Source organism: Pseudomonas sp. CFBP 8771 (assembly GCF_014841695.1).
In the GTDB taxonomy this organism is placed as follows: domain Bacteria; phylum Pseudomonadota; class Gammaproteobacteria; order Pseudomonadales; family Pseudomonadaceae; genus Aquipseudomonas; species Aquipseudomonas baltica.
Genome location: NZ_JACYUJ010000002.1, coordinates 64119 through 77784, shown reverse-complemented (window position 1 = coordinate 77784; position 13666 = coordinate 64119). Strand labels below are relative to the sequence as shown.

Here is a 13666-nt window from a genome sequence, read left to right as displayed (position 1 = left end):
AACAGCGAGGATTGCCATGCAACTGGATTTCCATCAGGTCGATGCGTTTACCCAACAGCCTTTTGCTGGCAACCCGGCAATGGTCTACCGCCTCGACAGCTGGCTGGCCGACGAGCTGATGCAGAAGATCGCCGCCGAGCACAATCTGGCGGAGACCGCGTTTTTGGTTCGCGAAGCGCAGGGCTGGCACATCCGCTGGTTCACCCCGCGCACCGAGGTGCCCTTGTGTGGCCATGCCACCCTGGCCAGCGCCTACGTGCTGTTTCATGTCTATGGGGAGACAGCGTCGAGCCTGTCATTCGCCAGCCGCTCGGGCAACCTTACCGTCAGCCGCGAGGGCGACCGGCTGTGGCTGGACTTCCCGGCGATGATGCCCGAGGAGCAGTTGGGTCTGACCCTGGAGGTTGAGCGTGCCTTGGGTTGCGAAGCGGTCGACGTAATGGCGGCGGCGTCGCTGTTCGTCCTGCTGGAGTCGGAGCAGGCGGTACGCCAGTGCCGCCCGAACATGGCGGCACTGGCACGCTTGCCCTGGCCTGGGGTGATCATTACCGCCCGGGGTGACCATCAGGACTTCGTTTCGCGCTACTTCGCACCTGCCATCGGCATCGACGAGGACGCGGTAACCGGCTCCACCCATTGCAGCCTCATCCCGTACTGGTCGAGGCGTCTGGTCAAGACCAGCCTCACTGCCTACCAGTGCTCGGCGCGGGGTGGCGAGCTGTTTTGCCGGATGGAAGGCGAACGAGTCAAGATCGGCGGCTACGCCACGTTGATCAGCAGCGGCCGGCTACTGCTCGGTGCCCAGCCCTGATTGCGCCGAAGCCAGTGTGCCGGCCTGGTCGTCGAGCAGCGCCATGAAGGCCCGCGCCGCATTCGACAGGGTCCGTTCGGTGTGCAGGATATAACCCAGCTGGCGGCTCAGCTGCACACCGGGTAGCTGGAAGCGCGCCACTTGCTCGTCGAGCATGGTGCGCGGCAGCACACTCCACGCCAGGCCGATCGACACCATCATCTTGATGGTTTCCAGGTAGTTGGTGCTCATGGCGATGTTCGGGCTCAGGCCTTGCGCCTCGAACAGGCGGCTGACGATGTGGTGAGTGAAGGTATTGCCGCCCGGAAACACCGCCGGATGTTCGGCGATATCGCTCAGCTTTACCACCGCCTGCAGGGCCAGTGGATGTTCCGGGGCGGCGACGAAATCCAGCGGGTCATGCCACACCGGGACCGAGCGCACCAGGTGATGGGGCTCTGGCGCCAGGGTGATCACCGCCAGCTCCGCACGTCCGTGCAGGATCTCCTCATAGGCCACTTCCGAATCGAGAAACTGGATGTCCAGGGCGACCTTGGGGTACATCCGCGTGTAGGTGCGCAGCAGCGAGGGCAATCGGTGCAGACCGATGTGGTGGCTGGTGGCGAGGGTCAGGCGGCCCGTCACGTCGCCGCTCAGGTTGGTCAGGGCGCGGCGGGTGTCTTCCAGCACATCGAGAATCTGGTAGGCGCGGGGCAGCAGGGCCCGGCCGGCCTCGGTCAGATTGACTTCGCGGCCCAGGCGATCGAACAAACGCACGCCCAGCTGCGATTCCAGCCCGGCGATGCGTTTGCTGATCGCCGGCTGAGTCAGGTGCAGCCGATCCCCGGCCCTGGAAAAACTGCCCACTTCGGCGATGGCTATAAAGGCATTGAGACTGGCCAGGTCCATGCGCGAATTCCTTTTGGTTATCCAAAGTATGAAAATTATGAATTTGAGTTATTCAAGATAACCTCATAGCATCACCCCTACAAGCCAAGCGGTTATAGGCATAGAAAAGACAGCAAGACTGATGAGGAAACGTCTGATGGCCGGCAAAACGCTCTACGACAAGCTCTGGGATTCGCATTTGGTCAAGCAGCGCGACGATGGCTCGGCGCTGATCTACATCGACCGTCACATCATCCACGAAGTGACTTCGCCCCAGGCGTTCGAAGGCTTGCGCCTGGCCGGCCGCAAACCGTGGCGCATCGACGCCAACATTGCCACGCCCGACCACAACGTGCCGACTACCCCGGAACGCAAGGGCGGCATCGGCGCGATCGCCGACCAGGTGTCGCGTCTGCAGGTGCAGACCCTGGACGACAACTGCGACGAGTACGGCATCACCGAATTCAAGATGAACGACGTACGCCAGGGTATCGTCCATGTCATCGGCCCGGAGCAGGGCGCGACCTTGCCCGGCATGACCGTGGTCTGCGGCGATTCGCATACCTCGACCCACGGTGCCTTCGGTGCCCTGGCCCATGGCATCGGTACCTCGGAGGTCGAGCACGTGCTCGCCACGCAGTGCCTGGTGGCCAAGAAAATGAAGAACATGCAGGTGTTGGTCGAAGGTACCTTGCCGTTTGGCGTGACCGCCAAGGACATCGTGCTGGCCGTGATCGGCAAGATCGGCACCGCCGGCGGCAATGGCCATGCCATCGAGTTTGCCGGCAGCGCCATTCGCGACCTGTCGGTGGAAGGCCGCATGACAATCTGCAACATGTCCATCGAGGCCGGCGCCCGCGTGGGGCTGGTGGCTGCCGATGAAAAGACCGTCGCCTACGTCAAGGGTCGGCCGTTCGCGCCCAGCGGCGCCGATTGGGACAAGGCGGTGGAGTCGTGGAAAGGGCTGGTGTCCGACGCCGATGCCCACTTCGACACCGTGGTGCGCCTGGATGCCGCGCAGATCAAGCCGCAGGTCAGCTGGGGGACCTCGCCGGAAATGGTCCTGGCCGTTGACCAGAACGTGCCGGACCCGGCGCGCGAGTCGGATCTGGTCAAGCGCGGTTCCATCGAGCGCGCGCTGAAATACATGGGCCTGACCGCCAATCAGGCGATCACCGACATTCAGCTCGACCGCGTGTTCATCGGCTCGTGCACCAATTCACGCATCGAAGACTTGCGCGCCGCCGCAGTGATCGCCAAGGGCCGCAAGGTGGCCTCGACCATCAAGCAGGCCATCGTCGTGCCAGGCTCGGGCCTGGTCAAGGCGCAAGCGGAGCGCGAAGGCCTGGACAAGATTTTCCTCGAGGCGGGCTTCGAATGGCGTGAGCCGGGCTGCTCCATGTGCCTGGCGATGAACCCGGACCGGCTGGAGTCGGGCGAGCACTGCGCATCGACCTCCAACCGCAACTTCGAGGGCCGCCAGGGCGCCGGTGGGCGTACCCATCTGGTCAGCCCGGCCATGGCCGCCGCAGCCGCCGTCGTCGGTCGTTTCGTCGACGTTCGTGAATTGATCCAGGGGGACGCAGCATGAAAGCCTTCACTCGACACACCGGCCTGGTCGCTCCGTTGGATCGTGCCAACGTCGACACCGACCAGATCATTCCCAAGCAGTTCTTGAAGTCGATCAAGCGCACCGGCTTTGGCCCGAACCTGTTCGACGAATGGCGCTACCTGGATGTCGGTCAGCCTTACCAGGACAATTCCAAGCGTCCATTGAACAAGGATTTTGTCCTCAATCACCAGCGCTACCAAGGTGCCAGCGTGCTGCTGGCGCGGGAGAACTTCGGTTGCGGTTCCAGCCGCGAGCATGCGCCGTGGGCGTTGGATGAGTATGGCTTTCGCGCCGTGATCGCGCCGAGCTATGCAGATATCTTCTTCAACAACAGCTTCAAGAACGGCTTGCTGCCGATCATCCTCAGTGATGAGCAAGTCGATGAGCTGTTCAAGGAAGTCGAGGCCGCGCCGGGTTACCAGTTGACCGTGGACCTGGCGACCCAGAGCGTGACCAGCCCGAGCGGCAAGGTCTACAGCTTCGAGATCGACGAGTTTCGCAAGCACTGCCTGTTGAATGGGTTGGACGATATCGGCCTGACCTTGCAGGACGGTGAGGCGATTGCGACGTTCGAGGCCAAGCATCGGGCCAGCCAGCCTTGGTTGTTTCGTGATTGATTGATGTAGGCAGGTTTGGCCTCTTCGCGGGCAGAGCCCGCTCCCACATGGGCGGCGAGTCCTCTACGAGCGAAGAGGCCCGCAAGGCCACCGAAAACCCAGGCACAAGGAAGCCTAGCCCATGACCCAGCACACCCAAGTCGTGCAGAAACAGTTCGGTGAACAGGCTTCGGCCTACCTGAGCAGCACCGTTCACGCCCAGGGCGCGGAATTTGCGCTGCTTCAGGCGGAGCTGGCGGGCCAGTCCCAGGCTCGGCTGTTGGACCTGGGGTGTGGCGCCGGCCACGTCAGTTTTCATTGCGCGCCACTGGTCAAGCAGGTGGTGGCCTATGATCTGTCGCAACAGATGCTCGACGTGGTCGCCAGCGCTGCCAGCGAGCGGGGGCTGGGCAATGTCAGCACCGAACTCGGCCCGGCCGAGCGGCTGCCGTTCGCCGACGCCGCCTTCGACTATGTGTTCAGCCGCTATTCGGCGCATCACTGGAGCGACCTCGGCCTGGCCCTGCGCGAAGTGCGCCGTGTGCTCAAACCCGGTGGCGTGGCCTGCTTCATCGACGTGATGTCGCCGGGCAGCCCGCTGCTCGATACCCATCTGCAAAGTGTCGAAGTGCTGCGCGACACCAGCCATGTGCGCGACTACAGTGCCGGCGAATGGCTGAGCCAGGTCAATGAAGCGGGCCTGCAGGTACGCGGGCACACTCGCCAGCGCCTGCGCCTTGAATACGCCTCGTGGGTCGAGCGCATGCGCACGCCCGAGGTCATGCGCGCGGCCATCCGCGCCTTGCAGCAAGCCGTGGGCGCCGAGGTGCGCGAGTATTACCAGATCGACGACAATGGCTCGTTCAGTACCGACGTGCTGGTGTTGTGGGCCCAGCGTTGAGCATTCATTCACGGCCCGCCCGAGGGCATGCCGTATTACCGGAATTAACGAGGAACGCATGAGCAAGCAGATTCTGATTCTCCCAGGCGACGGCATCGGCCCGGAAATCATGGCCGAAGCGGTCAAGGTGCTGGAACTGGCCAACGCCAAGTTCCAGCTGGGCTTCGAACTGGCCCACGACGTGATCGGCGGCGCTGCCATCGACAAGCATGGCGTGCCGCTGGCCGACGAGACCCTGGCACGTGCCCGTGCCGCCGACGCGGTGCTGCTGGGCGCGGTGGGCGGGCCGAAATGGGACAAGATCGAGCGCGATATTCGCCCGGAACGCGGTCTGCTGAAGATTCGCTCGCAGTTGGGCCTGTTCGCCAACCTGCGTCCTGCCATTCTCTACCCGCAACTGGCCGATGCTTCCAGCCTGAAGCCGGAAATCGTTGCCGGGTTGGACATCCTCATCGTCCGTGAGCTGACCGGCGGCATCTACTTCGGCGCGCCGCGTGGTATGCGCGAGCTGGAAGGCGGCGAGCGCCAGGCCTACGACACCCTGCCGTACAGCGAGAGCGAAATCCGCCGCATCGTGCGCGTCGGCTTCGACATGGCCCAGGTGCGCGGCAAGAAGCTGTGCTCGGTGGACAAGGCCAACGTATTGGCGTCGAGCCAGCTGTGGCGTGAAGTAGCCGAGGAGATCGGCAAGGATTACCCCGATGTCGAGTTGAGCCACATGTACGTCGACAACGCCGCGATGCAGTTGGTGCGCGCGCCGAAACAGTTCGACGTGATGGTCACCGACAACCTGTTCGGCGACATTCTTTCCGATGAGGCGTCGATGCTTACCGGCTCCATCGGCATGTTGCCTTCGGCCTCGCTGGACGCCCACAACAAGGGCATGTACGAGCCCTGCCACGGTTCGGCGCCGGACATCGCCGGGCAAGGCATCGCCAACCCGCTGGCGACCATTCTGTCGGTGTCGATGATGCTGCGTTACAGCTTCAACCAGCACGATGCTGCCGCTGCCATCGAGCAGGCGGTCAGCCTGGTGCTGGATCAGGGCTTGCGCACCGGCGACATCTGGTCTGAGGGCACCACACGGGTCGGTACGCAGGAAATGGGCGATGCAGTAGTCGCCGCGCTGCGGAATCTGTAATCTCTTGGGCCCGCTGCGACTTTCCATCGACAGCAGCGGCCCACTTTTCAAGAAGGTGTAGTTGCGATGAAACGTGTAGGTCTGATCGGTTGGCGCGGTATGGTCGGTTCCGTGCTTATGCAGCGGATGCTGGAAGAGCAGGACTTCGATCTGATCGAGCCGGTGTTTTTCACCACTTCCAATGTCGGCGGCCAGGGCCCGGCGGTCGGCAAGGACATTGCCCCGCTCAAGGATGCCTACAGCATTGAAGAGCTGAAGACACTCGACGTGATTCTGACCTGCCAGGGTGGCGACTACACCAGCGAGGTATTCCCCAAGCTGCGCGAGGCCGGCTGGCAGGGTTACTGGATCGACGCGGCTTCCAGCCTGCGCATGCAGGATGACGCAGTGATCGTGCTCGACCCGGTCAACCGCCGGGTGATCGACCAGCAACTGGATGCCGGCACCAAGAACTACATCGGTGGCAACTGCACCGTGAGTCTGATGCTGATGGGCCTGGGCGGGCTGTTCGAGGCCGGTCTGGTGGAGTGGATGAGTGCCATGACCTACCAGGCGGCTTCGGGCGCCGGCGCACAGAACATGCGCGAGCTGATCAGGCAGATGGGCAGCACCCATGCCTCGGTTGCCGATGACCTGGCCAACCCGGCCAGCGCCATTCTCGACATCGATCGCAAGGTCGCCGAAGCCATGCGTGGCGAGGGTTACCCGACCGAGAACTTCGGTGTGCCACTGGCTGGCAGCCTGATCCCCTACATCGACAAGGAACTGCCGAATGGGCAGAGCCGTGAAGAGTGGAAAGCCCAGGCCGAGACGAACAAGATTCTTGGACGGTTCAAGAGCCCGATCCCGGTGGATGGTATCTGCGTGCGTATCGGTGCGATGCGCTGCCACAGCCAGGCGCTGACCATCAAGCTGAACAAGGACGTGCCGATGGCGGACATCGAAGGGCTGATCAGCCAGCACAACCCATGGGTCAAGCTGGTGCAGAACAGCCGCGAAGCGAGCATGCAGGAACTCACGCCTACACAGGTTACCGGCACGCTGAACATCCCGGTCGGGCGCCTGCGCAAGTTGAACATGGGCTCGCAGTACCTGGGCGCGTTCACCGTCGGCGACCAACTGCTGTGGGGCGCCGCCGAGCCGCTGCGTCGCATGCTGCGGATCCTGCTGGAGCGCTGATTCCTCCAGCGTGACCGCATCCACCGCCGACGCGGCTTGCGCCGCTGCTACAGGGGGTTAGATCTCTGTAGCAGCGGCGCGAGCCGCGTCCGGGTCCAACGGCGTTCGTCCAGGATCACCGCATCCACCGCCGACGCGGCTTGCGCCGCTGCTACGGGGGGTTAGATCTCTGTCGCAGCGGCGCGAGCCGCGTCCGGGTCCAACGCGTTCGTCCAGGATTACCGCATCCACCGCCGACGCGGCTTGCGCCGCTGCTACGGGGGGTTGGATCTCTGTAGCAGCGGCGCGAGCCGCGTCCGGATCCAACGCGTTCGTCCAGGATTGCCGCATCCACCGCCGACGCGGCTTGCGCCGCTGCTACGGGGGTTGTGGTGGGGTGGTGTGCTTATTGGGCTGGAAAGGTTTCCAGCGCATGCTGCAGGCTGGCTTTCGACAATTCGCCGAGATGGCTGCCCAGCAGCTTTCCTTCGCTGCTGTAGAACAGCGTGGTCGGCAGCGCGACCGAACCCAGCGCGCGGCCCAGTTCGCCTTGGCTGTCGAATAGCACCTGAGTCAAATCCAGCCCCGTCGTCCCGGCGAAGCTCGCCACGATCTGCGCGGTTTCGCCATGGTTCACGAACAGAAAACGCACCTCGGGGTGAAGTTTCTGCATTTCCAGCAGCACAGGCATTTCTCGTCTGCAGGGTGGGCACCAGCTTGCCCAGAGGTTGATTACCATAGGTTTGCCATCGTAGCTGCGCAGCGCTACGGGTTGGCCTGTGGCGGTGTGCAAGGTGACCTCGGGCAACTGCGAGTGCCGCGCCTGCTGATACCCGTGGCTGCCGACGCTGGCGAGCGTCCAGAACAACAGGCCGCTGGCCAGGCTCCAGCCCAGCGTGCGGCGTATTAACGGGCGCCGCCAGGCATACACCAACGCCGTCAGACCGCTGACCGCCAGCCCGGGCCACAGCAGGAAGCCACCGTCGCGGATATCGGGAATCTGCCAGAGATCCTGCCGATACTGCGCCCAATAGCGCAGCACGAAAGCCCCGCGCGCGACCACCAGGCACAGCAGGAACAGGCGAAATATCAGCGCTTCTGGATTGCTGCCAAACCCCTTGCGCGCCAGCTGCCAGCCCACGAGGCTGGCCAAGCCCAGCGCCAGCAATATCAGCAGGTGATGCAGGGAAAGGGCGAAAGGCCCTACGGCAAGGCTCAGCATGACAACAGATCCTGATGAAGTGATCCGACAAGTATGGCTGCATCAAGGTTAACCGATGGTTAACCAGCTCCAGGCCACTGTCACTGTGTGCACTCGATATCTCCCTGTAGGAGCGGTCCGTGGCCGCGAAAGGGCGGCGCGGTATATCAGACAGACCGCAGCGCCAGCTTCGCGGCCGATGGCCGCTCCTACAGGGGGGCGCTGTTCAGCGCATTGTGGGAGCGGTCCGTGGCCGCGAAAGGGCGGCACGGTATATCAGACAGACCGCAGCGCCAGCTTCGCGGCCGATGGCCGCTCCTACAGGGGGGCGCTGTTCAGCGCATTGTAGGAGCGGTCCGTGGCCGCGAAGGGCCAGTGCAGTTCGCACAGATGCACCGCGGTGCGTTTTTCGCGGCCAATGACCGCTCCTACCCTGTATCAGGGGCATAATGTTGTGTTAATCACGGCCCGTCACTGTGCGGCCTTTATTCTTCGAGCGCTGTCATGCACGTATTGCTTTGCGAAGACGACGACCTGATCGCCAGCGGCATCGTCGCCGGGCTCAATGCCCAGGGGCTGAACGTCGACCGGGTGGCCACCGCCTCGGCCGCGCAGGCCATGCTGCAGGCAGCCAGCTTCGATGTGCTGGTGCTGGATCTGGGTCTGCCCGACGAAGACGGTATCAAACTGCTCCACCGCCTGCGCCAGCGTGGGGTGGCTCTGCCGGTGCTGGTATTGACCGCCCGCGACAGCGTCAGCGACCGGGTCGCCGGGTTGCAGGCAGGCGCCGACGACTACCTGCTCAAACCCTTCGACCTGCGCGAACTGTGCGCGCGGCTGCACACCCTGCAGCGCCGCGTGGCTGGCCGCACCTTGAACATGATCGAACATGGCCCGCTGCAGCATGATCCCAGCACCCGGCAGACCTGGCTGGCCGGCCAGGCCATCGACCTGTCCCGCCGCGAACAGGCGCTGCTGTACGCCCTGCTGCAGAACCGCGGCCGCGTCCTCTCCGGCGAACAGCTCAAGGACAGCGTCTACGGCTTCAGTGACGAAGTGGAAAGCAATGCATTGAACGTGCACATTCACCACCTGCGCCGAAAGCTGGGTAACGGCATCGTCGAAACCGTCCGCGGGCTGGGCTACCGCCTGGGCCCGGCCCACACCGAACCAAAAGAGGCCCCATGAGCCTGCGTCTGCGTTTGAGCCTGATCCTCGGCGCGGCCTTCGTGGTCATCTGGGCACTCGCCGCCACCTGGATGTTCCGCGATCTGCGCAGCCAGATGATGTTCTCTCTGGACCAGCGTCTGGTGGCCTCGGCACGCATGGTCGCCGGCATGGTAGACCGTTTGCCGCAACCGCTTGCGGCACAGGGCGAAGGCACCCGCTTCAGTGCCGACCAATGGAGCATTCCTGATGGCATCGCCTGCCAGATCAGCTCGTTGCGCGGCGAAATCCTTGCCCGCAGCCACAGCAATGCCGACCAGGTGCTGGACGATCAGCGCACCGGTTTTCACGATCAGGCCATCGATGGCGAGCACTGGCGCAGTTTTACCCTGGCCCGTGACGATGTGCGAATCACCACCGCCGACCGCGAACTGGAACGCGAAGCCTTGAACCGTTCGGTCATGCTGGCTGCCTCCGCGCCGGTGCTCATGGCCCTGCTCGGCAGCATCGCGATGCTCTGGCTGGGTATCGGCAAGGGCCTGGCGCCTCTCAACCGGATGTGCGAGGCGCTGCGCAAGCGCGATGTCGATGCCCTCGACCCGCTGGTGCTGAAGTCGCTGCCCAGCGAACTGCAGCCGTTGCTGGACACCCAGAACCAGCTGTTTCTGCGCATCGGTCGCACCCTCGAGCGCGAACGACAACTGACAGGCGATGCGGCGCATGAGTTGCGCAGCCCGCTGACCGCGATCAAGACCCACTTGCAGGTGGCCCGCATGACCACCGGCCTTGCCCATGAGCAGGCTCTGGCGCACGCCGAGGAAGGCGCCGACCGGCTGCAGCGCACGCTCGAGCAGTTGCTGCTGCTGGCGCGAGTCGAGGGCAGTCTGTCGTTCGACGATGGCGCACCGTGCAGTGCCGAACATGTGGCGCGCCTGGCCATCGGCGATGCCAGTCAGACGGATCGTTGGCGGGTCGAGTTGCACATGCCGCCGCAGTTGCCGTCGATTGCGTTGGGCATGCCGTCGACCCTCGCGGTACAGGCGCTGCGCAACCTGATCGACAACGCCCTGCGGCACAGCCCCGAGCGGGCGCCGGTGTGGCTGACGCTGGCCACCGAGCCTGGCTGGGTCTGCTTCACGGTGCGCGACTTCGGCCCTGGCATCGGTGCCGAAGATTTGCAACACCTTACCCAGCGTTTCTGGCGCAGCCGCGCCAGTGCCGGCTGCGGGCTGGGCCTGGCGATCGTTCAGGCCATCGCCCAGCGTTGCGGGTGTAGCCTGGACTTCGACAGTGGCGAAGACGGCCTGCGCGCCATTTTCAGGATTCCGGTCCGGCCGGTGTGAGCGGCAGTGGCTCAGCGCGCCGAGAGCGCGCTGGCCAGTTGCTGCGGGTCATTGAAGGTCTTGATGTCCACCACTACGCCATCCTTGAGTTCCAACCACTGCACGGTTTCCCGATCACCGTTGTAGCGCGGCGCCACCCGGCCTTCTTCGTCCAGCAGGATGCGGTAGTTGAGTTTCTTCATGCCCGGGATGGCGATCCACTTGGCCACCGAAGGCATGTGCTCGATATCCGCGATGTAGGCCGCATGCCGTGATTCGAGAAATTCCTTGGGCCGCTTCTCCATGGCAGTCCCCATCAACTGGGCGGCGTCCATGCTGCGTGCGACGATGATCAACTGGGTCTGGTCGCTGAGCGAGTAGGGTTGTTCGAATTGGTCGAGCAGGGTCCACGGACCCAGGCGTTCACCGATCTCCGTGGCCTGGGCAGTAAGGGACAGCAAGCTGAGAAGTAATGCGCAGCAGTATTTCATTGCGGCAAGGTCCTGGGACAGTGGGGTTTACATTAGAGCGGATCGGCCACGTGGGTACAAAGGTTTAGCGGCACCATGGGTGACTTTTTCCGTGCTGGTCGATCGAGCAAGGTGTTGCCTGTTCGCCGCGCCGTGGCACAATTGCGCATGTCCAGACCCCAATGCCCGCGCTGCCACCGCCCCCTGGCCCACTGCCTGTGCGCCCTGATCCCGAACCTGCCCAGCCATACGCGGGTGCTGATCCTGCAGCACCCCAGCGAGGTCGATCACGCCCTCAACACCGCGCGCCTGGCTGCGTTGGGCCTGCAGCAGTGCGAAATCAGAGTCGGCGAAATCTTCGAAGACCTGTCCCGGTGGCTGGCCCAGCCGGGCTATCAGCCCTGCCTGCTGTTTCCCGGGGAACACAGCGAAGCATTGAGCGCTTACCAGCCCTGCGCCCAGCCCAGGCTACTGGTGGTACCGGATGGTACCTGGCGCAAGGCACGCAAACTGCTGCACCTCAATCCGTTACTGGCCGCATTGCCCAGGGTTCAGTTGGCAACCGCCGAGCCTTCGCGCTATCGCTTGCGCAAGGCACCCGGCCCCGGCGCATTATCGACCCTCGAAGCCATCACCCAGGCGCTGGAAGTGCTCGAATCACCGGCATCCTTCCAGGCATTGCTCAAGCCTTTCGACGCGCTCATCGACGGGCAGATCGCTGCCATGGGCGAAGAGGTCTATCGGCGCAACCATCAGCGCCATTGATGGATCGGCCAGCCGGCCTTTTCGGCATGCTCGCGCAGCACCGGGTCGGGGTTGACCGCATGAGGCGACGGTACTTCCAGCAGCAGCGGCAGGTCGTTGCGTGAGTCCGAATAGAAGCTTGCGCCTTGCAGGGTTTCACCCTCGTCGTGCATCCATTCGCGCAGGCGCTTGATCTTGCCCTCGCGGTAGGTCAGTACGCCCACCGTATTGCCACTGTAGGTGCCGTGCTTGAGCTCGAGCTCGATGGCCAGCACATCGTCGACGCCCAGCCGCGCCGCGATGGGCCCGACCAGGTGAATGCCCGAGGCGGAAATGATCAGGATGCGGTCACCGGCCGCGCGGTGGGCGGCGATGGTGCGGGTGGCGTCGCTGAAAATGATCGGCTCGATGAAATCTTCCACCCACGGCTCGACCAGGTGTTCGACCTCTTCCGGCGTGCGCCCGAGCATCGGCTCCAGGCTGAACGCCATGTAGTCTTCCATGGCCAGCCGACCGTCGTTGTAGGCCTGCATCAGCTCGTGGTCGCGGCGCATGAAGGACTCGGGATCGACCCAGCCGAGGCGACCCATCTGTTCGCTCCAGAGCGAAGCACAATCGCCGTGGATCAGGGTTTCGTCGAGATCGAAAATCGCTAGAGCCATGTGGAACCTCCCGTGGAAAGACGCTCAGGCTACCTCACAAAGTGCGTCGGGCCCAATCGTCAGGGACACCCTTTGGCCGTCGGGCAGCAGGTCGGCGGCGGTACGGTTGAGCACGTCCACCAGCAACTGCACGCCGTGGGCCTGCACCCGGTAGCGGATTACGTTGCCCAGCAGGCTATGGCTGCGGATCTCGCCGTCCAGGGCACCGTCAATCCCCAGTTCGATGGCTTCCGGGCGAATCGCCACGCGGGTGTGGATCGGCCGCTGCAGCAGGGCGCTGGCCTGGGCGGCATCGAGCAGGTTGTAGTTGCCGATGAAACCGGCAGCGAACGCATCGACCGGCGCCGTGTACAGACTTTGCGCATCGCCGCTCTGGACGATACGACCCTTGTTCATCAGGAAGATGCGGTCGCTCATGGTCAACGCCTCTTCCTGGTCGTGGGTGACGAAAATCGTGGTCAGGCCCAGTTCCCGCTGGATCTGCCGGATCTGCTCGCGCAGATGCTTGCGGATACGTGCATCCAGGGCCGACAGGGGCTCGTCGAGCAGCAACAGGCGCGGGCGGGTGACCAGCGAGCGGGCCAGGGCGACCCGTTGGCACTGGCCGCCGGACAACTGATGGGGATAGCGCCCGGCAAACTCACCCAGCTCCACCAGCGCCAGTACCTCGGCCACGCGGCGTGTGCTTTCGGCGCCCTTGACCTTTTGCATGCGCAAGCCGAACGCGACGTTCTGTTCCACGTTCATGTTGGGAAACAGGGCATAGCTCTGGAAGACCATGCCGATATCGCGCTTCTGCGGGCCAAGCGGAGCAAGGTTTTGGCCATCGAGCAGGATTGTGCCGGCATTGATCGGGGTCAGCCCGGCAATGGCGCGCAATAGGGTCGACTTGCCGCAGCCGGAGGGCCCGAGCAGGGTGATGAATTCGCCTCGCTCGACGGTGAAGCTGATATCGCTGAATACTTCGGTAGTGCCGTAGCGCTTATCCAGTCTTTCGACGCTGACGAAGCTCAT

At 63.8% G+C, this 13666-nt stretch carries 14 protein-coding genes; 9 read left to right on the top strand and 5 right to left on the bottom strand.

Annotation, left to right across the window (positions count from 1 at the left end):
• Positions 1 to 16 precede the first annotated feature (16 nt).
• A complete protein-coding gene (locus IFT80_RS04915) occupies positions 17 to 811 on the top strand; it encodes a PhzF family phenazine biosynthesis protein (RefSeq protein ID WP_192136902.1) in 795 nt (264 codons plus the stop codon).
• On the opposite strand, the gene IFT80_RS04910 is transcribed toward IFT80_RS04915, so the two are convergent.
• Positions 788 to 1699, bottom strand: a complete 912-nt coding sequence (locus IFT80_RS04910) for a LysR family transcriptional regulator (protein WP_122479214.1) — start codon at positions 1697 to 1699, stop codon at positions 788 to 790. The two genes, IFT80_RS04915 and IFT80_RS04910, sit on opposite strands and share 24 nt — an antisense overlap.
• A 136-nt stretch (positions 1700 to 1835) precedes the next feature.
• Between IFT80_RS04910 and leuC the strand changes: the two genes are divergently transcribed.
• From leuC to asd, 5 genes are all read left to right on the top strand, one after another.
• Positions 1836 to 3269 (top strand): 3-isopropylmalate dehydratase large subunit, encoded by a 1434-nt coding sequence (leuC, locus tag IFT80_RS04905; protein WP_192053873.1) that lies wholly within the window; start codon positions 1836 to 1838, stop codon positions 3267 to 3269.
• Positions 3266 to 3907, top strand: a complete 642-nt coding sequence (gene leuD, locus IFT80_RS04900) for a 3-isopropylmalate dehydratase small subunit (RefSeq protein WP_192136901.1) — start codon at positions 3266 to 3268, stop codon at positions 3905 to 3907. Before leuC ends, leuD begins: the two co-directional genes overlap by 4 nt.
• Before the next feature lie 121 nt (positions 3908 to 4028).
• Positions 4029 to 4787, top strand: a complete 759-nt coding sequence (locus IFT80_RS04895) for a class I SAM-dependent methyltransferase (protein WP_192136900.1) — start codon at positions 4029 to 4031, stop codon at positions 4785 to 4787.
• Positions 4788 to 4845: 58 nt separating this feature from the next.
• Positions 4846 to 5928 carry a 3-isopropylmalate dehydrogenase gene (leuB, locus tag IFT80_RS04890; RefSeq protein ID WP_192136899.1) on the top strand — a complete coding sequence of 361 codons (1083 nt, stop codon included), beginning with the start codon at positions 4846 to 4848 and terminating at the stop codon, positions 5926 to 5928.
• 66 nt (positions 5929 to 5994) lie between these two features.
• Positions 5995 to 7107, top strand: a complete 1113-nt coding sequence (gene asd / locus IFT80_RS04885) for an aspartate-semialdehyde dehydrogenase (RefSeq protein ID WP_122479209.1) — start codon at positions 5995 to 5997, stop codon at positions 7105 to 7107.
• Between the two features lie 385 nt (positions 7108 to 7492).
• Here asd and IFT80_RS04880 read toward each other — a convergent pair whose 3' ends face one another.
• Entirely contained in the window at positions 7493 to 8308 is an 816-nt protein-coding gene (locus IFT80_RS04880; protein ID WP_192136898.1) for a TlpA disulfide reductase family protein, read from the bottom strand.
• Positions 8309 to 8791: 483 nt separating this feature from the next.
• Between IFT80_RS04880 and IFT80_RS04875 the strand changes: the two genes are divergently transcribed.
• The gene (locus IFT80_RS04875; RefSeq protein ID WP_122479207.1) at positions 8792 to 9475 is read left to right on the top strand and encodes a response regulator; all 684 of its coding nucleotides are present in this window, start codon (positions 8792 to 8794) and stop codon (positions 9473 to 9475) included.
• On the top strand, positions 9472 to 10797 hold the full coding sequence (locus IFT80_RS04870) for an ATP-binding protein (RefSeq protein ID WP_192136897.1): 1326 nt from the start codon (positions 9472 to 9474) through the stop codon (positions 10795 to 10797). The genes IFT80_RS04875 and IFT80_RS04870 overlap by 4 nt, the downstream gene beginning before the upstream one ends.
• Before the next feature lie 11 nt (positions 10798 to 10808).
• Here the strand turns inward: IFT80_RS04870 and IFT80_RS04865 are convergent, their stop codons facing one another.
• Positions 10809 to 11267, bottom strand: coding sequence for an FAD/FMN-containing dehydrogenase (locus tag IFT80_RS04865; RefSeq protein WP_192136896.1), 459 nt, complete (start codon positions 11265 to 11267; stop codon positions 10809 to 10811).
• A 147-nt stretch (positions 11268 to 11414) separates the two neighbouring features.
• Here IFT80_RS04865 and IFT80_RS04860 point away from each other — a divergent pair, with 147 nt between their 5' ends.
• The gene (locus tag IFT80_RS04860; protein WP_192136895.1) at positions 11415 to 12011 is read left to right on the top strand and encodes a tRNA-uridine aminocarboxypropyltransferase; all 597 of its coding nucleotides are present in this window, start codon (positions 11415 to 11417) and stop codon (positions 12009 to 12011) included.
• Here IFT80_RS04860 and IFT80_RS04855 read toward each other — a convergent pair.
• A complete protein-coding gene (locus IFT80_RS04855) occupies positions 11999 to 12652 on the bottom strand; it encodes an HAD family hydrolase (protein WP_192136894.1) in 654 nt (217 codons plus the stop codon). The two genes, IFT80_RS04860 and IFT80_RS04855, sit on opposite strands and share 13 nt — an antisense overlap.
• Before the next feature lie 24 nt (positions 12653 to 12676).
• Positions 12677 to 13666 (bottom strand): ABC transporter ATP-binding protein, encoded by a 990-nt coding sequence (locus IFT80_RS04850; RefSeq protein ID WP_192053882.1) that lies wholly within the window; start codon positions 13664 to 13666, stop codon positions 12677 to 12679.

Excerpts from the sequence above, each read along its gene's own strand:
- IFT80_RS04855 (WP_192136894.1), bottom strand. The coding sequence starts at position 12,652 with ATGGCTCTAGCGATTTTCGATCTCGACGAAACCCTGATCCACGGCGAT.
- IFT80_RS04915 (WP_192136902.1), top strand. The coding sequence starts at position 17 with ATGCAACTGGATTTCCATCAGGTCGATGCGTTTACCCAACAGCCTTTT.
- IFT80_RS04850 (WP_192053882.1), bottom strand. The coding sequence starts at position 13,666 with ATGAGCTTCGTCAGCGTCGAAAGACTGGATAAGCGCTACGGCACTACC.
- asd (WP_122479209.1), top strand. The coding sequence starts at position 5,995 with ATGAAACGTGTAGGTCTGATCGGTTGGCGCGGTATGGTCGGTTCCGTG.
- IFT80_RS04880 (WP_192136898.1), bottom strand. The coding sequence starts at position 8,308 with ATGCTGAGCCTTGCCGTAGGGCCTTTCGCCCTTTCCCTGCATCACCTG.
- IFT80_RS04875 (WP_122479207.1), top strand. The coding sequence starts at position 8,792 with ATGCACGTATTGCTTTGCGAAGACGACGACCTGATCGCCAGCGGCATC.
- leuB (WP_192136899.1), top strand. The coding sequence starts at position 4,846 with ATGAGCAAGCAGATTCTGATTCTCCCAGGCGACGGCATCGGCCCGGAA.
- IFT80_RS04870 (WP_192136897.1), top strand. The coding sequence starts at position 9,472 with ATGAGCCTGCGTCTGCGTTTGAGCCTGATCCTCGGCGCGGCCTTCGTG.
- IFT80_RS04860 (WP_192136895.1), top strand. The coding sequence starts at position 11,415 with ATGTCCAGACCCCAATGCCCGCGCTGCCACCGCCCCCTGGCCCACTGC.
- leuD (WP_192136901.1), top strand. The coding sequence starts at position 3,266 with ATGAAAGCCTTCACTCGACACACCGGCCTGGTCGCTCCGTTGGATCGT.
- IFT80_RS04895 (WP_192136900.1), top strand. The coding sequence starts at position 4,029 with ATGACCCAGCACACCCAAGTCGTGCAGAAACAGTTCGGTGAACAGGCT.
- IFT80_RS04865 (WP_192136896.1), bottom strand. The coding sequence starts at position 11,267 with ATGAAATACTGCTGCGCATTACTTCTCAGCTTGCTGTCCCTTACTGCC.
- leuC (WP_192053873.1), top strand. The coding sequence starts at position 1,836 with ATGGCCGGCAAAACGCTCTACGACAAGCTCTGGGATTCGCATTTGGTC.
- IFT80_RS04910 (WP_122479214.1), bottom strand. The coding sequence starts at position 1,699 with ATGGACCTGGCCAGTCTCAATGCCTTTATAGCCATCGCCGAAGTGGGC.